This window comes from Pedobacter sp. PACM 27299 (genome assembly GCF_001412655.1).
GTDB lineage: Bacteria > Bacteroidota > Bacteroidia > Sphingobacteriales > Sphingobacteriaceae > Pedobacter.
This window is the reverse complement of record NZ_CP012996.1, coordinates 5,951,426-5,968,521: the sequence shown is the minus strand read 5'-3', so window position 1 is coordinate 5,968,521 and position 17,096 is coordinate 5,951,426. Positions and strand designations below refer to the sequence as shown.

Here is a 17,096-nt window from a genome sequence, read left to right as displayed (position 1 = left end):
AAAGTAACCTTTTATTCATTAGTTGTCTAATGTTTTTTCGAAGGCTCAGTACTTGCATGGGCTTGATTATTAATTTATAAGCCCATGCGGTTTATTTTTTCTGGTCGGCATAACCGAACACTTTTTGCAAAAGCGGGGTAGACCTGGCGCCCAGATTGTCTCTGATTTTAAGCTCTTCCTGAGCCACCTGGATAAACATACCGTCGATGGCCTTTTGGGCTACATAGCTGGATAAGTCGGTAGTTACCGGCTTCACCATTGGCAATTTATTGTACTGCTTAGTGGCATCGCCCCAATATTTTGCGGCACCAACTTTACTCAGGCTATTTGTAATGACCGGTTCAAACTTCTCCATCAGCTGTGCTGTAGTGACTCTTTTGAAATAATTGGTTGCTGCATCCTGCTGACCCAATAAAATATTAGTTGCATCAGCAATGGTCATCTGTTTGATGGCCGAAACAAAAATAGGCTTCGCCTCTTTAGCCGCATCTTCAGCAGCCCTGTTTAAGCTCAGAACCACATTATCGGCAAGTGAACCTAAACCAACGCTGCGTAAAGTTTTTTCTACCTTCTCTGCTTCTGGTGGGAAAAGGATTTTCACCGCAGCATTGCCCATAAATCCGTCTTTTGCCGATAATAAATCCGCACCTCTGCCGATCCCTAGTTCCAGCGCTTCTTTAATCCCAAAGCCGATTTCGGAAGTACTTGGCGTACCCGTTGTTCCGGTCACGCTATTCGCTTTATTGGTCGTAGCAGGTTTTGAAGCTGCAGTTACTTTTTTTAAAATATTACCGAGTTTTGTCTGGCTTTTCGCTTCGATACTGCTGAGACTGATCAGGCAGGTGGCGAGCAAATAAATGCTAGTTTTTTTCATTGAATTTGTTTGTGTTTTCAATACTAAGCAAATCTTTGGCCAATAAAGCAGTGGACTTTACTAAATTTATAAACTCGGCGCGGTATCCTTCGGTATCTTTCCCCTTTGCAGCCTGCGCCATGCGGATCACTTGCTCAAAACTGGCATCACGTTTATATTCTGATTGACGCAATAACAAGCCAAATTCTGCTACAGCTGCTGCAAAACGAAACTCCTCAGAAGCCTTGTCAAATGGCGAATTTTTATCCAGTAGCGTTTTTTGCAGTAACTTACTTTGATGACCATCCGGTTGTTTATAGCGGAGCTTTACCGTCAGCATTTCCGGACTGCCATTATTACTGGCCATTATCTCCTGTTTCTGATATTTCAAAGGGTCAATGAATGGTGTAAATCCACTTTTAACCCCAAAAGGAATCACTTCATAGAAAGCGGTTACTGTATGTCCTGCACCCATATCGCCGGCATCTTTGCGGTCGTTATTAAAATCTTCATCTGCTAATAAGCGGTTTTCATAACCAATCAAACGGTAGGCCTGCACTTTCGAAGGATTGAATTCTACCTGTAATTTCACATCTTTGGCCACCGTAAATAAGGTGCCGCCAAATTCATTGATCAATACTTTTCTGGCTTCCGAAATATTGTCGATATAGGCGTAATTACCATTGCCTTTATCAGCAAGCGTTTCCATTTTGCTGTCTTTGATATTGCCCATTCCATAGCCCAATACGGTTAGGAAGATACCGCTTTTTCTTTTTTCTTCAATCAGATTTTCCATTTCCTGATCGCTGGAAGCACCCACATTGAAATCCCCATCTGTGGCAAGAATAATCCTGTTATTCCCCTTTTTAATGAAGTTTCCTGCGGCTACTTTGTAAGCCATTTCCAAGCCTTTCCCTCCGGCAGTACCACCGCCTGCCATTAATTTATCTAAAGCATCTTTGATGGTGGTTTTCGCCGAACCCGGGGTAGAAGGCAAGACCAGTTCAGTTCTGCCTGCATACACTACAATAGCGACGCGGTCGTTGGGACGTAATTGATCGGTTAATAATTTGAAAGAGGAAATCAACAGCGGTAATTTATTTGATTCGGCCATAGAGCCGGATACGTCAATCAGGAACACCAGGTTGGCAGCTGGCAAAGACGCTGTGTTGATACGCCTGGCCTGTAGGGAAATTTTTACCAGTTTATGCTGAGGATTCCATGGGGCAGCTGCGATTTCTGTACCGATGTTTACCGGATCATTTCCACCGGGCTGAGAATAGTCGTAATTAAAATAATTGACCATCTCCTCAATTCTCACTGCATCTTTAGGAGGCAATGCCCCATTGTTCAGGTAACGGCGCACATTGCTATAGGCTGCGGCATCTACATCTATGGAAAAGGTAGAAAGCGGTGTTTTATTGGGAGCGATAAAGCCGTTTTCCTGGATAGGCTTATAGCTTTCAGTATTACTTTCTGAACGATATGCGTTGCGCTCATTTCTCCTGATTGGCATGCGTCTAATCGTAGGCTTCTGCATACTTGCTGTTGCTTCGCCCGCCATCACTCCTGGTGTCCTGGTGCTCATCACGTTGTACGATACGATATCGGCCGTTGGATCTCCTTCTAAGGTTTTCATTCCAGGATCTTTAATTCCCCGGATCCTGATCTGTTGCTTCGTTTTATTTCTTGCCAGTTCTGCTGCTGCCAGTTTTTTTGTCGCAATGGGATCCAGGATCAATTTCACATTCAGGATACTTTTTGTCCCGATGCTCAGCCTTTGCCTATAATATCCCGGAGCTTGAAAGCGCAATTCCTGATCGCTATCTTCCAGGATGATCGTGTATTCACCAGCGCGGTTTGTGGCGGCTGATCTGCTGCCGGAAAGATTGCTGACCGTCGCGTTGGTAATCCCAGCGCCATTTCCAATCACTTTACCTTGTATTTTTTTTATTGCCGAAGCATTAAATCCCAGCAGCACCAGTACCAGGAAAAGGGGGAAGAATCTGTTTTTCATAATTTCATTGATTTCCAGAATGATGTAAGCTTTGAAGAATTTCCACACCTTTATCAGAAAATATTTTTATACTTGACCGAATTATGTTCTATACCGCAATTGAAATTTATTAAAAACAATACCAGAATTCAGGAGCAGGACGATGCTGCTTTGATTGCCCGATATAAAGTTAGCGGCGACCTGGAATCATTGGGCCAGCTTTACAATAAATACATGCACCTGGTATTTGGGGTTTGCCTCAATTACCTGAAAGATGAAGAGCAGAGTAAGGATGCGGTCATGCAGATCTTCGAAGAACTGGTGGTCAAACTGAAAGTTCATGAAGTCCAAAACTTCAAAAGCTGGCTTCATGTGCTCTCCAGAAATTACTGTTTAATGGCCATCCGAAAAAATTCCAAGCATACCACCGTTTCTATGGAGGATACTTTTGTGGAAAACACGGAATTTGTGCATCTTGATCTTGATGATACAAAGGAAGAGCAGCTGACTGTGATGGAACGGTGTATGGAGAAATTGCCGGAAGAGCAGCGCATTAGTGTGCAGTTGTTCTATCTGGAGGAGAAATGTTATAAAGAAGTTGCAGACCTTACCGGATATGAAATGTTGAAGGTGAAGAGTTATATCCAGAATGGAAAGCGGAACTTGAAAATTTGTATAGAAAAAAATAGTGGTGAATAACGATTGGTTAGATATAGCAGTTTTAGAAGATTACCTGGACGGTAAGCTCGATGCCAAAACCATGAATAGGGTGGAGCGGGAAGCGCTCGAAGATCCTTTCGTGGCAGAAGCGCTGGCCGGACTGAGTGCTTCGCCTAAACGCTCTTTGGCGTCGATCTCTTTACTGCAAAAACAATTGCAGGAACGCATTGCGGATCATCAGGCAGAAAAGAAAACAAAAGTGATTACCTGGCAGCGACTGAGTATTGCAGCAACGGCAGCAGTAATGTTTATCTCGGTGAGCGTGGTTTTCTGGATGAAAGAAGTCGCGCAGCAAAATCAGCTGGCTAAACAAGGAAAAGAAGTAGAAGTCAATTTAAATCCTGCCCCCGGAACGGTAGTTCCTGCGGATCAGGGCGCATTGGCAAAAAATAAAGCAGCAGCAAGTGCTGAAGTAACAGCAGCCGGATCACCGGCAGCAACAGCAGATGCAGTTGATAAAGAAGCAGTGATGACAGCAGCAGTTCAGGCCGCAAAGACGAACAGTTATGCTGCAAATACACAGAAAAAAACAAAAGCGGCCAGGAACAAGGAATTGATGTCGGCTCCTCAATCCTCAGATGCCCTTTCAAGTAATGCGGCGGCCAGTGATATCATCTCCAGCAATGTGGTCGCAAGTCCAAAAATGGCAAGAGCAGCAGAAAATGCCTACGCTAGTCCGATGGCAAAATCTATGCGTATAAGGACAGTTGAAGTTCCTATGATACAAGGAAAAGTAATTTCGGATGTAGATGGAAAACCCTTGTCGGGGGTCGCGGTACAAGCCATACCTGGAGCAGTAGGGGGTGTTGCAATCACAGGCATCAACGGAGAGTTCAAGATTCCTGCCGATAGTATTGGGAAAGTTTATACTGTAGTTTTGAGTCATCCTGGTTATACACCTGAACAAGTTGTGCTGCGGTTGAATGAGCCGCTGGGGATTACCTTGAGAAAAGAGTTGAGCCCTGTGGCCACCGCTAAGCCACTTGTTGGTTGGGCTAAATATGAGCAATATCTTCAGGAAAATAACCAGCTGACTAAAGAAGGTACCCTTGGGGCAACTTTAGAAATCAACTTTGCAATTGGAAAAGACGGTCGGCCTTACGATTTTAAAATACTCCGGACCTTTGGTGCGAAATATGAAAAAGAAGCCATCCGCTTAATCTCAGAAGGTCCAAAATGGGAGCTGCCTGCTGATCCTAAAGCAAGACTAAAGCTCGGCGTAAAGTTCTAACAGATCAATCACCTTCATAAAAATATCTTCATAAAAAAACCGGAACGCTTTAAGCATTCCGGTTTTTTTTATGGGAAGTACTCCCAATATTATTTTTATTCTTTATCGATTAAAAGAAAAGGTGGATCACACTGTATACAATTGCAGCAAGCGTAGCAGATACTGGAATGGTCAATACCCATGCCCATAATAAGCTCACAGTTACTCCCCAGCGTACCGCGGATACTCTTTTCAATAAACCTACCCCAACAATCGAACCTGTGATCGTGTGTGTGGTAGATACTGGGATACCAAAATGTTCAGTGATTCCTAAAGTCACGGCACCAGCAGTTTCTGCGGCTACCCCTTCAAAAGCATTCACTTTAGTAATTTTAGAACCCATTGTTTTCACAATTTTCCAACCACCGCTCATGGTTCCTAATGCGATTGCCGCATAACAAGAGATTGGGATCCATTCTGGCATAGTATCACCAGTTTTAAGGACATTTGCAGCCACCATCGCTACGTAAATGATACCCATTACTTTCTGAGCATCATTACCACCGTGCGTAAAACTCAGGGCAGCAGAAGAGATCAGCTGTAATCTTTTGAACCATTTCTCTGCAACAGAGGGGCGTGCATTTTTGGAAATATGAAGGATAATAATAGATATAATCACGGAGATTACCATACCAATTACCGGAGCAAGCACAATAAACGCGACTACTTTCAGGATTGGAGCAAGGTTAATAGCCTCCATTACGCCCACACCTAAGGTGAATGCTTTAGCCATACCGGCACCCGCAAATCCACCGATCAGGGTGTGTGAAGAACTGGAAGGAATTCCGAACCACCAGGTAAAAAGATTCCAGGTGATGGCGGCAAGAAGGCCGGCCAGGATTACTTCCAGAGTAATAAAGTTTTCCACTACCGTCTTTGCAATGGTGTTGGCTACTTTATGGTCAGTGAAATAAAAATAGGCAGCGAAATTGAAGAGCGCGGCCCATAATACTGCCTGAAAAGGTGATAATACTTTCGTAGATACAATGGTAGCAATAGAATTTGCTGCATCATGAAAGCCATTGATATAATCGAAGGCAATTGCCAGGACAATTACAACGACTAATAAGGTAGTTACCATTTTATTGAAGGTTTAAGCGTTCTTTACCAAAATAGATTCCAACACATTTGCTGCATCTTCACATTTATCTGTAGCCATTTCTAAGGTCTGCAGTACTTCTTTTTGTTTGATCAGTTCAATTGCATTAGTCTCAAATTCGAATAAACGAGCAATCGCAAGGTTCGTCACATAGTCGGCTTGATTTTCACCACTATTGATTCTTACACAAGCATCAGCAATCACGCGGATGTTTTTGAAACTTCTCAATTCTTTAATCGCTTTGTCCAAATCGGTACACATTTCTACTAACAATTCTGCTAGTTTGATCATCGCATCACCAATATGAACAATGTTGTAAAGTTCAATGTTACTTGCAGAAGCATGAATATAATCTGCAATATCATCAACCGCACTCGCTAATGCATGGATATCTTCCCTGTCGAATGGGGTAATGAAATTCTTGCTGAGTTCTAAGAAGATCGAATGGGTAATGTCGTCACCAACATGCTCTAAACGTTCTACTTCTTTGATGTATTCTTTTCTTCTTTCCAGATCTGTTGCGCTAAGGGCAAGCAATAGAGCTTCAGAAATTTTCAATACATTGCTGCCTGCCTGCTCGAATAGTGGCTGGAATTTTTTGTCTTTTGGCGTGAAGAACTTAAAAATGCTATTCATCTGTTATATTATATTTTGTTTTAATTGTCAGATGAAACACCGCATAATGCCCTGGTCATCCTACTTATAAAATATGATACAAAAGTATGAGTGTAATGTTAAGTTAATGTTAAGTGTTAAGTTATTTTGAAAAAGCTTTGTCATTGTTAACCAATCTTTTGCAGGGTAAAGGCAAAAGTGGTCCCGATTTGTAAAGTACTTCTTACGGAAATAATCTGTTGATGGGCCTCCAGGATATGCTTTACGATGGCAAGGCCAAGTCCGGTACCGCCTTCCTGTCTAGACCTGTGAGAATCAATCCGGTAGAAACGTTCGAACAAACGAGGGAGGTGTTTTTCCTCAATTCCAATTCCATCATCGGTTACTTCAATCAGGTATTGGTCATGAAGTTCGAAGATTTTTATGGCCGTAGAGCCGTTTTCCTTCCCGTATTTGATGGAATTCTGAATCAGGTTGATCATCACCTGACGGATTTTTTCCCTATCAGCATTCACATAAGCCGGATGGGTATATTTGTCCTTGAAGGAGATGGTGATGTTTTTTTTCTTTGCTTTGTCTTCCAGGCCTTCCATTACTTCTTTAGCCAGCAGCACAAAATCAAACTTGGTATAATTGATCGGAATTTCCCCGGATTCTAATTTAGAGATAGAGTCCAGGTCATTGATCAGGTAACTTAAGCGTTCTACATTGTTTTCCGCCTTTTTTAGGAACTTCTGCGCCATTTCCGGATCATCCAGCAGGCAGTCCTGTAAAGTCTCTATATAACCTTGTACGGCAAACAGGGGAGTTTTAAACTCATGGGACACATTCGATAAAAACTCTCTTCTGAACTGTTCCTGTTTTTTCAGGATGTCGATCTCGCGTTTTTTTGCGCCTGCCCATTCTTTTACTTCATGTTCCACATCATTGATGGGGTCGCTGCTCACATATTCTCCAAGTGCATCTTTTAAGTCTTTTCCCAATTTTAAATTGTGGATCATCTTGTAGATCAGCACGATTTTAGAATAGATGTATTTCTCCAGCAGGTAGTAAAATACGATGAAACTGGTCATAAAAGCCACCCCAAAAGATATGGCCATAAAATACCAGCTCTGTTGGAAATAGAAATTCACCAAGCCTATAGAAAGACCTACTGCAAATGCAGCAATTAAAACGAGTACGCTCAACTTCATGCAGGCAATTTACAATTTAGATTTAAATTAAACGTTAAATCTTTCCTTCCCACTCTTTATAGAAATGATCCAGATAAACCAGCATAAAATCATGGCGCTGTGCGGCAATTTCTTTTCCGGTATTGGTTTTCATAAGGGCTTTCAACCTCAATAGCTTCTCATAAAAATGATTGATGGTGGGAGCGGTTGAATTTTTATAAACTTCCTTGCTCATGTTCAGGTCTGGCGCAATCTCCGGATCGTATAATACCCTGTTTTTATAACCCCCATAGGTGAAGGCTCGGGCGATACCAATGGCACCAATGGCGTCCAGACGGTCGGCATCCTGTACAATATCCAGTTCCCTGGATTGGAAAGTGATGGTGCCCAAACTAGCTTTGTAGCTGAGGTTTCTGATGATTTGCTGAACATGAAGGATCTGTGCAGGGCTAAGACCTAATTCCGTCAGAAAATCTCCGGCCATTTTCGGGCCGATTTCTTCATCCCCATCGTTAAACTTTGGGTCGGCAATGTCATGTAACAATGCAGCAAGGGCCACAATCAGTTCGTCCCCTTTTTCTGCCTGATTGATAAGCAGGGCATTCTTGTAAACACGTTCAATGTGAAACCAATCATGCCCGGCTTCTGCTCCTGCTAAAGTTTTTTTAACAAAGGCGATGGTCTGTTCCAGGATCTCATTCATATCATTTTGCTTTGCTGCAAAAGTATCTGAAATCCACCACAGGAAAAAATGATTTGTAGAATTAACCGGAAGCTCTTAGTGCTTCAACGAATTCTGCGGGCTTAAAATAAAGAAGTTGATTGGGTTTGACATCCAGAATGCCGGCGATCTGACACAATCGCTCTACGGTAAGTTTACTGTGGCCCAGTTCGATTTTACTGTAGGCATTTTGAGAGATGTGGAGCTTTGCAGCTAGGTACTCCTGAGTTAAGGATTTGATTTTCCTGATCTTTTTGATCGTGGTTGGAATCTCTCTAACGTTAATTTCGAGTTGCTCATTCATAGTCTTGGGAAGTTTAGTTTACGTTTATTCTCAAGTATAAACGTAAACTAAACAAGAATAGATGTTAAAAAAGAAAAAAAAACGTAATTTCTCTAGTTTACTCTGTTATTTCCTTTGGATCTGCTCTTCTGGTACCATCATACAGCTCATATTCGAGCATGCGGCAATCCAGTTTACCATTGTAAAATTCGATCTTTTTGGTTGCTTTAAGGCCTATTTTCTTCGCAAGGTCTGGATTACCAGTAAAGATATATCCGAAATAACCTTTGCATTCCTGTTTCATAAAATCACCTACTCTTTTATAAGTAGCTTCCAGTACCGAGTGTACACCCAGACGCTCTCCGTATTCCGGATTGAACACCACTACGCCTTTTCCACCTTCAGGAACTTTCGTTTCTGCGAAATCGCAAACTTCAAAAGTAATCAGGGTATCCACACCGGCAGTTTGTGCATTCTTACGGCTCACTTCAACAGCATCTTCGGAAATATCCGTTGCAATAATCGTCAGGTCAATGTTCTTAATCACCTGTTCTTTCAGAATCCGGCGTTCCGCAAAGAACACTTCTTCATCATAACCCAGGATGTGCATGAAACCGTAGTTCATACGGAACAATCCAGGGCGACGGTTAGTGGCCAATAGTGCAGCCTCAATTGCCAATGTTCCTGAACCGCACATCGGATTCACGAATGGTGATTTTTGATCCCATTGGGTACTCATGATCACACCAGCGGCCAATGCTTCTAACATCGGTGCTTTTCCAGGGATCTTACGGTAACCATGTTTGGCTAAAGTTTCTCCGGAAGTGTCCAAAAAGATGTCTGCTTCACTGTCTTTCCAGTATAAATGTACCACTGCTTTATTGGCATCCGATCCTGAATTTGGACGGATTCCTTTTTTGTCTTTAATGCGGTCAACAATCGCGTCTTTTACTTTTAGATTGGCAAAAAGTGGCGTCGTGATGGTTGGGTTATCCACATTTGAAGTCACCGAGAAATATCCCGAGAAATCAATCAGCGATTCCCACTCCATATCCACCAGCTCCCGATACAATTCTTCCGGGTTATTGGCTTTGAAGCTTTTTAAGCAATATAAAATCTGACTGGCACACCTCAGGTTTAAATTCAACTTGATGCATTCCGTTAGGGTTATATTTAACTCTACCCCTGTAGGGAAATCCCTAACAATGGTGTAGCCCAGGGCTTTAACCTCTTCCTGTAGATATGGCGATAATCGCTTGTTGCAGGTTAAGATAACCTTGCTTTTTGTGTGGAAAACTTGCATAATATATTGTGCGAAGTTATCAATAAAAATATAGAGATTTGAACTTTGTCAAAGAATAAAACAGTAATTGTTATGGAAATAAAAGGAAAAGTGCATGAAATTGGTGCATTACAACAGGTGAGTGAGACTTTTAAGAAACGTGACCTGATTATAGAATACGCAGAAAATCCTACTTATCCAGAGTACATCAGATTTGAAGCTTTACAAGATAAAACGGCTTTATTCGACAGCTTAAAAACTGGTGATGATGTGGAGGTTTCTTTTAACTTACGCGGTCGTCCATGGACTGATAAAACAGGAAAAACATCATATTTCAATAGTCTGGTAGTATGGCGTATCAATGCCTTAACTCCAGGAGCTGCGGCGGCAACGCCAGCTTATGCTCCGCCAGCAGATTTGAACAATGCTCCAGGTGAGGAAGATGATCTTCCTTTCTAAAGATCTTTTTTAAATAAACAAATTGACCAAACGAGCCTGTCCGATCCTTCGGACAGGCTTTATTTTTACCCTGTTTCTGGTCAGTTTGCAAGGGCATTGACCATACCCCGAACACTGCTCGGGAAGAGACCTGCATTTCTTTAGCCGCCAGGCGGGGTTCGGATGGGGTCTGGATAGCAAAGACTAAGGCAACTCTACCTGAACCCTACACGAACCCCTTCCGCTCCCTATTATAAGGCGCTTCTCTTCCCGAACACTAACCGACCACTACTGGGCTATTTCCTCTTTTTTTTTCATTTTATAAATTAAAAGCGATCATCTCAGATTAATCGCTGTAATTTTAGGAAATTCAGCATGTTAAAAAGTGTTAAATAAGCCGCTTTATCCCCCCGCCTTATTTATTTTTGAAATCTCACAATGAAAAGAAGAAGCCTTTGGTTGATCACCGCTCTAATGACCATAGCTTTGCTTGGCGTCTTTGTAATGCAGCTGTATTACATCAGGGAGGCGTATGCCCTAAAATCTCAGCTTTTTGAACAGGATGTCAGTCAGGCCTTGAATGCAGTCGTAAACAAAGTGCAGAAAAGATATGCCGCCACACACCTGAATAAAAAAGAAGACCAGCTGAAGGAAGAGCGGGAAGCAGAGCTGCGAGACAAAGCACAGATCCTGGTGGATTTCAAAGAGCAGCATAAGCTGAAAGAGGAACACCGAAAACTGGAGCAGCAGAAAAAAATCATTGCCGATCTGAACATGCAGGACAGTGTGATCCGCAACAATTACCTGCGCCCAATGATCATCACTGAAAAGGAATACCTGTCGATGTCTACGCTGGACGACGATAAGAAATCTCCTTTGCAGGTAGACATGAATTTTGGGGTGGACAAAGCCGGAAATGTGATTACCGCAAATGTCAATCAAACCTATATCCCTGAAAAAGCGCAGACTTTTAAGGTTTCAACAGATAAACTGCCTGATAGTATCCGCTACCTGGCCTTTAATCCTTTTAGTAAAAAACCACTCCTCATCACCTTACCGCGAGTTTCGCCGGAAATGGCTGCCAAATTCAGAAGCCAGGATGAGATTGAAAATGAAAAATTTCAAAGGGCTTTTAAAGATCTCTTAACAGATACCGTGATCATCAAACTCAATAGCCTCAACTATCTGGAAGATGTAGCGAAGGAAATGCGTCAGGAAAATGTGCCGATTGATGAGCGGGTGCCCAGAGATGTACTGGATACGCTGATCAAAACGGAACTCCTCAACAGAAATATTAAGCTCGATTATGATTTCTGGGTGAAACTGGCGAATAAAGATTCCGTGCTCTATCGCAAGGTATCCAATGAAAGTATTGTGCCTGCTCCAGCCAATATTCATAAGGTAACGCTGTTTAGCAATGATATCTTCAGAGATCCAGGAATGTTATACATTACCTTTCCCAAAGAGGACTCTTTGATCTTTAGCAACCTGAGCGTGACCATGGCCACTTCTGCTGCATTGTTACTCGTACTGGTGTTCATTTTTGCCTATACCATCTATACGATTTTGAAGCAAAAGAAAATTTCGGAGATGAAAACGGATTTCATCAACAACATGACACATGAGTTCAAAACGCCGGTAGCTACTATTATGATTGCCAGTGAAGCCTTGAAAGATCCGGAAATCACTGAGGATAAAACCAGGGTGAAACGATTGGCAGGCATCATCTATGATGAAAATGTAAGATTGGGAAATCATATCGAAAGGGTATTGAGTATTGCCCGACTGGAGAAAAAAGAACTGAAACTGGAAGAAACTATTTTGAATATCAATGAACTGATCCTGGTGGTGGTAGACAGTATGGACCTGCAATTGCAAAAGAAAGGGACACAGCTGCAGCTGAACCTTGATGCCCAGCCTCCCTTGATTTATGCCGATGAATTGCACCTTTCCAATGTGATTTACAACCTGATAGACAATGCGAATAAATACAGTCTGGGGGTCCCTAAAATCACAATCAGTACTAGGATTAGCCATAAAAATCTTATTATTGAAGTCGCTGATGAAGGAATTGGCATGAGTACTGAAGAGACCAAACGTATTTTTGATCAGTTCTATAGAGTGCCCACCGGAAATTTACATGATGTAAAAGGATTTGGCTTAGGCCTGAATTATGTCCAGGACATCATCGAACAGATGAATGGGAAAATCAAAGTGCATAGTGAAAAAGACAAAGGCACTGTCTTTGAAATTATCCTTCCCTTAAACCGTAATTAATGAAACCATCATCAATGATAGCTTCACAACCCATAAAAAACAATAAAGCTGATGAAAAAAATTCTGTTGGTAGAAGATGATCCGAATCTGGGTTTACTTTTGCAAGATTACCTGCAATTGAAAGGGAAATTTGAAGTGGTACTCTGTGTAGATGGAGAAGAAGGCCTGAAAGCTTTTTCAAAGCAGGAATTTGACCTTTGCATTCTGGATGTCATGATGCCCAAGAAAGATGGTTTCACGCTTGGAAAAGAAATCAGAAAGATCAACCAGCAGGTTCCGATTATCTTTGCCACGGCAAAAGCCATGATGGAAGATAAAGCTTCTGCTTACGACCTTGGGGGCGATGATTACATCACTAAACCCTTTCGTATCGAAGAGTTGCTGCTGCGCATCAATGCCCTGTTGAAAAGAGTAAGTACCAAGGAAGTGGCAGAAGTAGCTCCGGTAGAAACACAGTTTCAAATTGGCGATTATACCTTCGATTATACCACTCAGCTGATTCATTATAAAGGACAGCAGCAAAAACTCAGCACCAAAGAGGCCGAATTGCTGCAGCTGCTCTGCTTAAAGAAAAATGCAGTACTCACCAGGGAAGAGGCATTACTCAGCATCTGGCATGACGACAATTATTTTAACGGCCGCAGTATGGACGTGTTCCTGAGCAAACTAAGGAAGTACCTTAGGGAAGACCCTAAGGTAGAAATCCTGAATGTGCATGGAAAAGGGTATAAATTATTAGTCAATTAAAGCGTAAGTGCTTTAAGCACGGCTTGTGCATAATTGCCCCACCTTTTCATGACGCCATTCAGCGTGTCATTTAGGCCTTTCGTATTCATAGTTTTACCTTTTATCGGTGCTTTTAGTTCGGCTGCGGTAACAGGTCTGTCTTTGACACTGGTGGCAAACCAGCTGGAGTTCTCATGCGGCAAGGCAACGCCCAAAATCATGCCCGGTAATCCATTGAAAGACTCCGGACCACCGGAAACAGGGATCTTATCCGTGTAAAAGGCCACCACATAGATAGAATCCATGATGATGGCATTGGCTCTTCGGCATTCATATCCGGCAATTTCCCGGGTCTCAGAAGTGAGCTTCCAATTGATTTTTCTTAAACTGTCTTTGACCAGGAAGGTTTCTTCATAGACCTTTTTCTGGGTGATGAAGGTCTGGCTGGATAAATTTGAAAAAATAATGTTATTCTGTACCACATTCGGATCGCTGCCCCAAAACCCGTTCGCGTCTTTTTGAGTATCCTCCAAAGGGCTAAACAGCGTCTGATCATTGGAGAATGCAAGGGTGCTTTTCAGGATTTTGAACTGCGGCTGGTTCTTCTTGTACTGGTCAAAAGCAGCCTGCATGTAACCTTCATTGTCTTTGTTAATGGTTTTTTTGATGATGGCATACATGTTGATTTTCTTTTCAAAATCGATCTGGCCAGTAGTCGCAAACCGTACATTTTGTGCAGGTACCTGGCTCATATAGCCAAGCAGTAAAAGGAGGGTAATTAAAGTGCTTTTCATTTGATTATAGTTTAGCTGATGATCCGCCCATTTTATTAAAATCCCAGATCAGGGACAGCATGAAATATCTTTGTATCGTATTGTAACGCCTTTCGGTGATCAGGTTGGCATTGGCACTTCTTTCAAAACCTATGTTTTGATTGAGCAGGTCATTGCCGGAAAGCCTAAGCTGAAGGTCTTCTTTTTTGAAAAACTTCTTGCTGATGGAGGCATTCCATATCAATCGCTCAAATTCTTGCTGCAGCGCAGGTGTTTTTCCACGGTATTCATAGTTTCCACCGGTGTTGATTTCTATTTTCCCGGGCAGGTACGCATTGATGCTTAGGTTTCCATTGGCACCCCAGCCGCTATTATTGGATCTGGTGTCTAAAGAAGCTTTGCTGAATGTATAGCTTGGTCCGGCGGAAAAGTAAATGTTATACGATTTTACATCCCGTTTGGAGATCGAGAGGCCCGTTCTGTAAGTCCTGTTTTTTGTGGTATTGAATGCCTGATTGATCATGCTGTAATTGTTGGATCCATTGAAGCTTGCATTTGCGCCCAAATTTAAACCCAGTAGGTTGATTTTTCTATTGTAGTCCAGATAGAGATTGTAATTACTGGGCGTTTTTCCATTCAGATTGACAGGCTGATAGGTACTTTTACCATTTTCGTCGGTGAGGGTGCTGTTCACAATCGCATTCGTGTTAAAATTATAGTATAAACTGGCATAAATGGACTCAGAAGTCATTACTTTATAACTACTATAACTAGTGCTGAACGAGTGGTTAAAGGAGGGATCTAAATCTGCATTTCCAATGTAAATATTAAGCGGGTCAGTGTTCACTTTTACCGCTTGGAGCTGACTAATGCTCGGCTGACTGGTATATCCGTTATAGTTGAAGCGAAATGAGCGCTGCTGACTAAAGTTATAACGGTAAGTAGCTGAAGGACTCCAGTTGAAAAAGTCTCTTTTCAGGCGCTCATTCGTATAGCCATCCAGCTGTCTCAGCTGTACATCGTTGACCTTGGTTCCGAAGTTCAGTACAGATTTGTTTTTATTTAAATGGAAAAACGTACCTACCTGATTGTTTACCTGATCCAAATCCAGTTTATTGCTGAATTCTTCGTCCAGCAAGTTATAATCGCCAGCGGTATTTTTATTGAATGATTTCCGGTCAGAATGGTCTTTGCTCAGGTACAAGCCATAGTTGAATACCAGCGACCATGCTTTAGACAGCGGTTCTGAGTACGTTGCATTCGTATTGTGTACGGAGCTTCTGATGTAATTGGTCTTGTATTGATCTATAGGAGTTTGATCTTTGAAATCACCATTCAGGTCAAAATTCTGCACCAGAGAATTGATGAATCCAGTATTGTTGTTCTCATTGGCGCTCTGCGCGATGCTGATCGAAAATGTTCTCCCTTTTTTACGGAGTTTTTTGGAATAGAAAAGGGTAGCATTCAGTTCTCTCTGATCTCCTTTATTATTCAAAGACCGGCGGTTGTTATTCAGGGCGGTTCCGTCTGCACGTGTACTGCTCTCAAAATATTCACTTTCCGACCTGCTGTTCTTAACCGTCCCATTCAGGCTGACCTTGATGGTGGAGCTGGAATCCAGGTTGATCGTGTACATCCCATCTAATTTTTGGCGGAAGAGGTGTTTGTCGGAGCTTTCATTTGAAATGCTGTAGATGGTGGGTGTTTCTACATCTGAACCTGGTGGCAGATTTCTTTGGGTCAGGGTGTTTTTATTCCCCGATACGTCGATCATGCCTGCCTTATAATTGGTGTTGATGCTTTCCCTGTCTTTGTTCCATTTATTGGAAAAATGTGCGCCGCCATTTTTGGTAGAAGGCAATCCTTCACCCCCATATTGCCCATCATAAGTGTCCAGGCCATCGTCACTTCGGTCTGCATTGAAATAAAGCCGGCCATCATCGCTTACCTGTATATTGCTGGAACCAAATTTATCGCGATCGCCCCAGGATAAACCTGTCTTTCCTGTATTTCCAAGGGTGCTGTAGGCTGCCATTTTCTTTCTTCCTTTGAAAATATTAACCATAGCCTGGCCCTGGTATAGCTCATCTGTAGCCATTCCAGCATCAATTTTTCCGAAATAACCGTTCTTTTTGTCTTCTTTCAGTTTGATGTTGATGGTTTTTTCTTTTTCCCCATCATCTATGCCCGTAAATGCTGCCTGATCGCTGGTTTTATCAAATAGCTGTACCTTATCCACCATATCACCTCGGAGATTTTTGGTGACTAGGGTAGGGTCGTCCCCGAAAAATTCTTCTCCATCTACCAGTACTTTATTAACAGTCTTGCCTTGAGCAGTGATTTTTCCATCTTTATCTATGGTGATGCCCGGCAGCTGCTTTAGTAGGTCTTCTACTTTTGAATTGGGTTGAATCACATAAGCAGCAGCATCAAATTCGGTCGTGTCGCCCTTCATTTTTATGGCATTGATTTTTCCTTTGATGATCACATCGTTCAGTAATGTTGATTTTAACATGAGGTTCAATCGGCCAAAGTCATGCGTTTTATGGAGGGAGTCCAGCTGAAAGTCTTCCACATAGTCTGCATAGCCGGGATAGGTAATTAAGATCATAAACTTTCCCGCTTTTGGCGGATGGAGTTTAAAAGCACCTTCTGCATCCGCTCGGGTATACTTCAGGAGCGTGGAATCTTTGGCATTTAAAATAGTAATTGTGGTGTTTACCATTATGTAACTCGCAGCGGTGTCAGTGACTACACCCCTGACTTCATAATTGATTTGAGCATGCGCTAGAAAGGAGCAGGAACAGAGGAAATACAGTAGATAAAGTTTTAGTTTCATTTCAGGTTATTTGGTTAACCTAATATATAACT

General features: G+C 42.2%; 15 protein-coding genes. 5 read left to right on the top strand and 10 right to left on the bottom strand.

The annotated features are described in order from the left end of the window. Positions 1-91: 91 nt before the first annotated feature. The gene (locus AQ505_RS25150) at positions 92-874 is read right to left on the bottom strand and encodes a DUF4197 domain-containing protein (RefSeq protein ID WP_062550698.1); all 783 of its coding nucleotides are present in this window, start codon (positions 872-874) and stop codon (positions 92-94) included. Beyond that, the gene (locus AQ505_RS25145) at positions 861-2,870 is read right to left on the bottom strand and encodes a YfbK domain-containing protein (RefSeq protein ID WP_062551214.1); all 2,010 of its coding nucleotides are present in this window, start codon (positions 2,868-2,870) and stop codon (positions 861-863) included. Before AQ505_RS25145 ends, AQ505_RS25150 begins: the two co-directional genes overlap by 14 nt. A gap of 99 nt (positions 2,871-2,969) precedes the next feature. Between AQ505_RS25145 and AQ505_RS25140 the strand changes: the two genes are divergently transcribed. Both AQ505_RS25140 and AQ505_RS25135 read left to right on the top strand, forming a co-directional pair. Beyond that, the gene (locus tag AQ505_RS25140) at positions 2,970-3,548 is read left to right on the top strand and encodes an RNA polymerase sigma factor (RefSeq protein ID WP_062550697.1); all 579 of its coding nucleotides are present in this window, start codon (positions 2,970-2,972) and stop codon (positions 3,546-3,548) included. Continuing rightward, positions 3,541-4,800 (top strand): carboxypeptidase regulatory-like domain-containing protein, encoded by a 1,260-nt coding sequence (locus AQ505_RS25135; protein WP_062550696.1) that lies wholly within the window; start codon positions 3,541-3,543, stop codon positions 4,798-4,800. Before AQ505_RS25140 ends, AQ505_RS25135 begins: the two co-directional genes overlap by 8 nt. A gap of 109 nt (positions 4,801-4,909) precedes the next feature. Here AQ505_RS25135 and AQ505_RS25130 read toward each other — a convergent pair whose 3' ends face one another. The 6 genes from AQ505_RS25130 to AQ505_RS25105 form a co-directional block, all read right to left on the bottom strand. Then, complete coding sequence (locus tag AQ505_RS25130) at positions 4,910-5,920, bottom strand: inorganic phosphate transporter (RefSeq protein ID WP_062550695.1); 1,011 nt, start codon at positions 5,918-5,920, stop codon at positions 4,910-4,912. 12 nt (positions 5,921-5,932) lie between these two features. Beyond that, positions 5,933-6,574: a DUF47 domain-containing protein gene (locus tag AQ505_RS25125; protein ID WP_062550694.1), complete on the bottom strand. Its 642-nt coding sequence runs from the start codon at positions 6,572-6,574 to the stop codon at positions 5,933-5,935. Between the two features lie 146 nt (positions 6,575-6,720). Then, positions 6,721-7,746 carry a sensor histidine kinase gene (locus AQ505_RS25120; protein WP_062550693.1) on the bottom strand — a complete coding sequence of 342 codons (1,026 nt, stop codon included), beginning with the start codon at positions 7,744-7,746 and terminating at the stop codon, positions 6,721-6,723. Positions 7,747-7,780: 34 nt separating this feature from the next. Continuing rightward, a complete protein-coding gene (locus tag AQ505_RS25115; RefSeq protein WP_062550692.1) occupies positions 7,781-8,428 on the bottom strand; it encodes an HD domain-containing protein in 648 nt (215 codons plus the stop codon). Between the two features lie 61 nt (positions 8,429-8,489). Further along, a complete protein-coding gene (locus tag AQ505_RS25110) occupies positions 8,490-8,750 on the bottom strand; it encodes a helix-turn-helix domain-containing protein (RefSeq protein ID WP_062550691.1) in 261 nt (86 codons plus the stop codon). Positions 8,751-8,847: 97 nt separating this feature from the next. Next, a complete protein-coding gene (locus AQ505_RS25105) occupies positions 8,848-10,032 on the bottom strand; it encodes a THUMP domain-containing class I SAM-dependent RNA methyltransferase (protein ID WP_062550690.1) in 1,185 nt (394 codons plus the stop codon). Between the two features lie 72 nt (positions 10,033-10,104). Here AQ505_RS25105 and AQ505_RS25100 point away from each other — a divergent pair, with 72 nt between their 5' ends. The 3 genes from AQ505_RS25100 (at position 10,105) to AQ505_RS25090 (ending at position 13,473) form a co-directional block, all read left to right on the top strand. Beyond that, positions 10,105-10,470 carry a DUF3127 domain-containing protein gene (locus AQ505_RS25100; protein WP_062550689.1) on the top strand — a complete coding sequence of 122 codons (366 nt, stop codon included), beginning with the start codon at positions 10,105-10,107 and terminating at the stop codon, positions 10,468-10,470. A gap of 417 nt (positions 10,471-10,887) precedes the next feature. Further along, complete coding sequence (locus AQ505_RS25095; protein WP_062550688.1) at positions 10,888-12,726, top strand: ATP-binding protein; 1,839 nt, start codon at positions 10,888-10,890, stop codon at positions 12,724-12,726. A gap of 51 nt (positions 12,727-12,777) precedes the next feature. Continuing rightward, on the top strand, positions 12,778-13,473 hold the full coding sequence (locus AQ505_RS25090; RefSeq protein WP_197286266.1) for a response regulator transcription factor: 696 nt from the start codon (positions 12,778-12,780) through the stop codon (positions 13,471-13,473). Here the strand turns inward: AQ505_RS25090 and AQ505_RS25085 are convergent. Together AQ505_RS25085 and AQ505_RS25080 are read right to left on the bottom strand one after the other, a co-directional pair. Beyond that, positions 13,470-14,246 (bottom strand): GLPGLI family protein, encoded by a 777-nt coding sequence (locus tag AQ505_RS25085; RefSeq protein WP_062550686.1) that lies wholly within the window; start codon positions 14,244-14,246, stop codon positions 13,470-13,472. The genes AQ505_RS25090 and AQ505_RS25085 overlap by 4 nt on opposite strands. A 4-nt stretch (positions 14,247-14,250) precedes the next feature. Further along, complete coding sequence (locus AQ505_RS25080; protein WP_062550685.1) at positions 14,251-17,064, bottom strand: TonB dependent receptor; 2,814 nt, start codon at positions 17,062-17,064, stop codon at positions 14,251-14,253. Between the last annotated feature and the right edge of the window lie 32 nt (positions 17,065-17,096).

Coding starts and splice junctions, on each gene's coding strand:
- AQ505_RS25150 (WP_062550698.1), bottom strand. CDS start 874: ATGAAAAAAACTAGCATTTATTTGCTCGCCACCTGCCTGATCAGTCTC.
- AQ505_RS25145 (WP_062551214.1), bottom strand. CDS start 2,870: ATGAAAAACAGATTCTTCCCCCTTTTCCTGGTACTGGTGCTGCTGGGA.
- AQ505_RS25130 (WP_062550695.1), bottom strand. CDS start 5,920: ATGGTAACTACCTTATTAGTCGTTGTAATTGTCCTGGCAATTGCCTTC.
- AQ505_RS25125 (WP_062550694.1), bottom strand. CDS start 6,574: ATGAATAGCATTTTTAAGTTCTTCACGCCAAAAGACAAAAAATTCCAG.
- AQ505_RS25120 (WP_062550693.1), bottom strand. CDS start 7,746: ATGAAGTTGAGCGTACTCGTTTTAATTGCTGCATTTGCAGTAGGTCTT.
- AQ505_RS25115 (WP_062550692.1), bottom strand. CDS start 8,428: ATGAATGAGATCCTGGAACAGACCATCGCCTTTGTTAAAAAAACTTTA.
- AQ505_RS25110 (WP_062550691.1), bottom strand. CDS start 8,750: ATGAATGAGCAACTCGAAATTAACGTTAGAGAGATTCCAACCACGATC.
- AQ505_RS25105 (WP_062550690.1), bottom strand. CDS start 10,032: ATGCAAGTTTTCCACACAAAAAGCAAGGTTATCTTAACCTGCAACAAG.
- AQ505_RS25100 (WP_062550689.1), top strand. CDS start 10,105: ATGGAAATAAAAGGAAAAGTGCATGAAATTGGTGCATTACAACAGGTG.
- AQ505_RS25095 (WP_062550688.1), top strand. CDS start 10,888: ATGAAAAGAAGAAGCCTTTGGTTGATCACCGCTCTAATGACCATAGCT.
- AQ505_RS25090 (WP_197286266.1), top strand. CDS start 12,778: ATGAAAAAAATTCTGTTGGTAGAAGATGATCCGAATCTGGGTTTACTT.
- AQ505_RS25085 (WP_062550686.1), bottom strand. CDS start 14,246: ATGAAAAGCACTTTAATTACCCTCCTTTTACTGCTTGGCTATATGAGC.
- AQ505_RS25080 (WP_062550685.1), bottom strand. CDS start 17,064: ATGAAACTAAAACTTTATCTACTGTATTTCCTCTGTTCCTGCTCCTTT.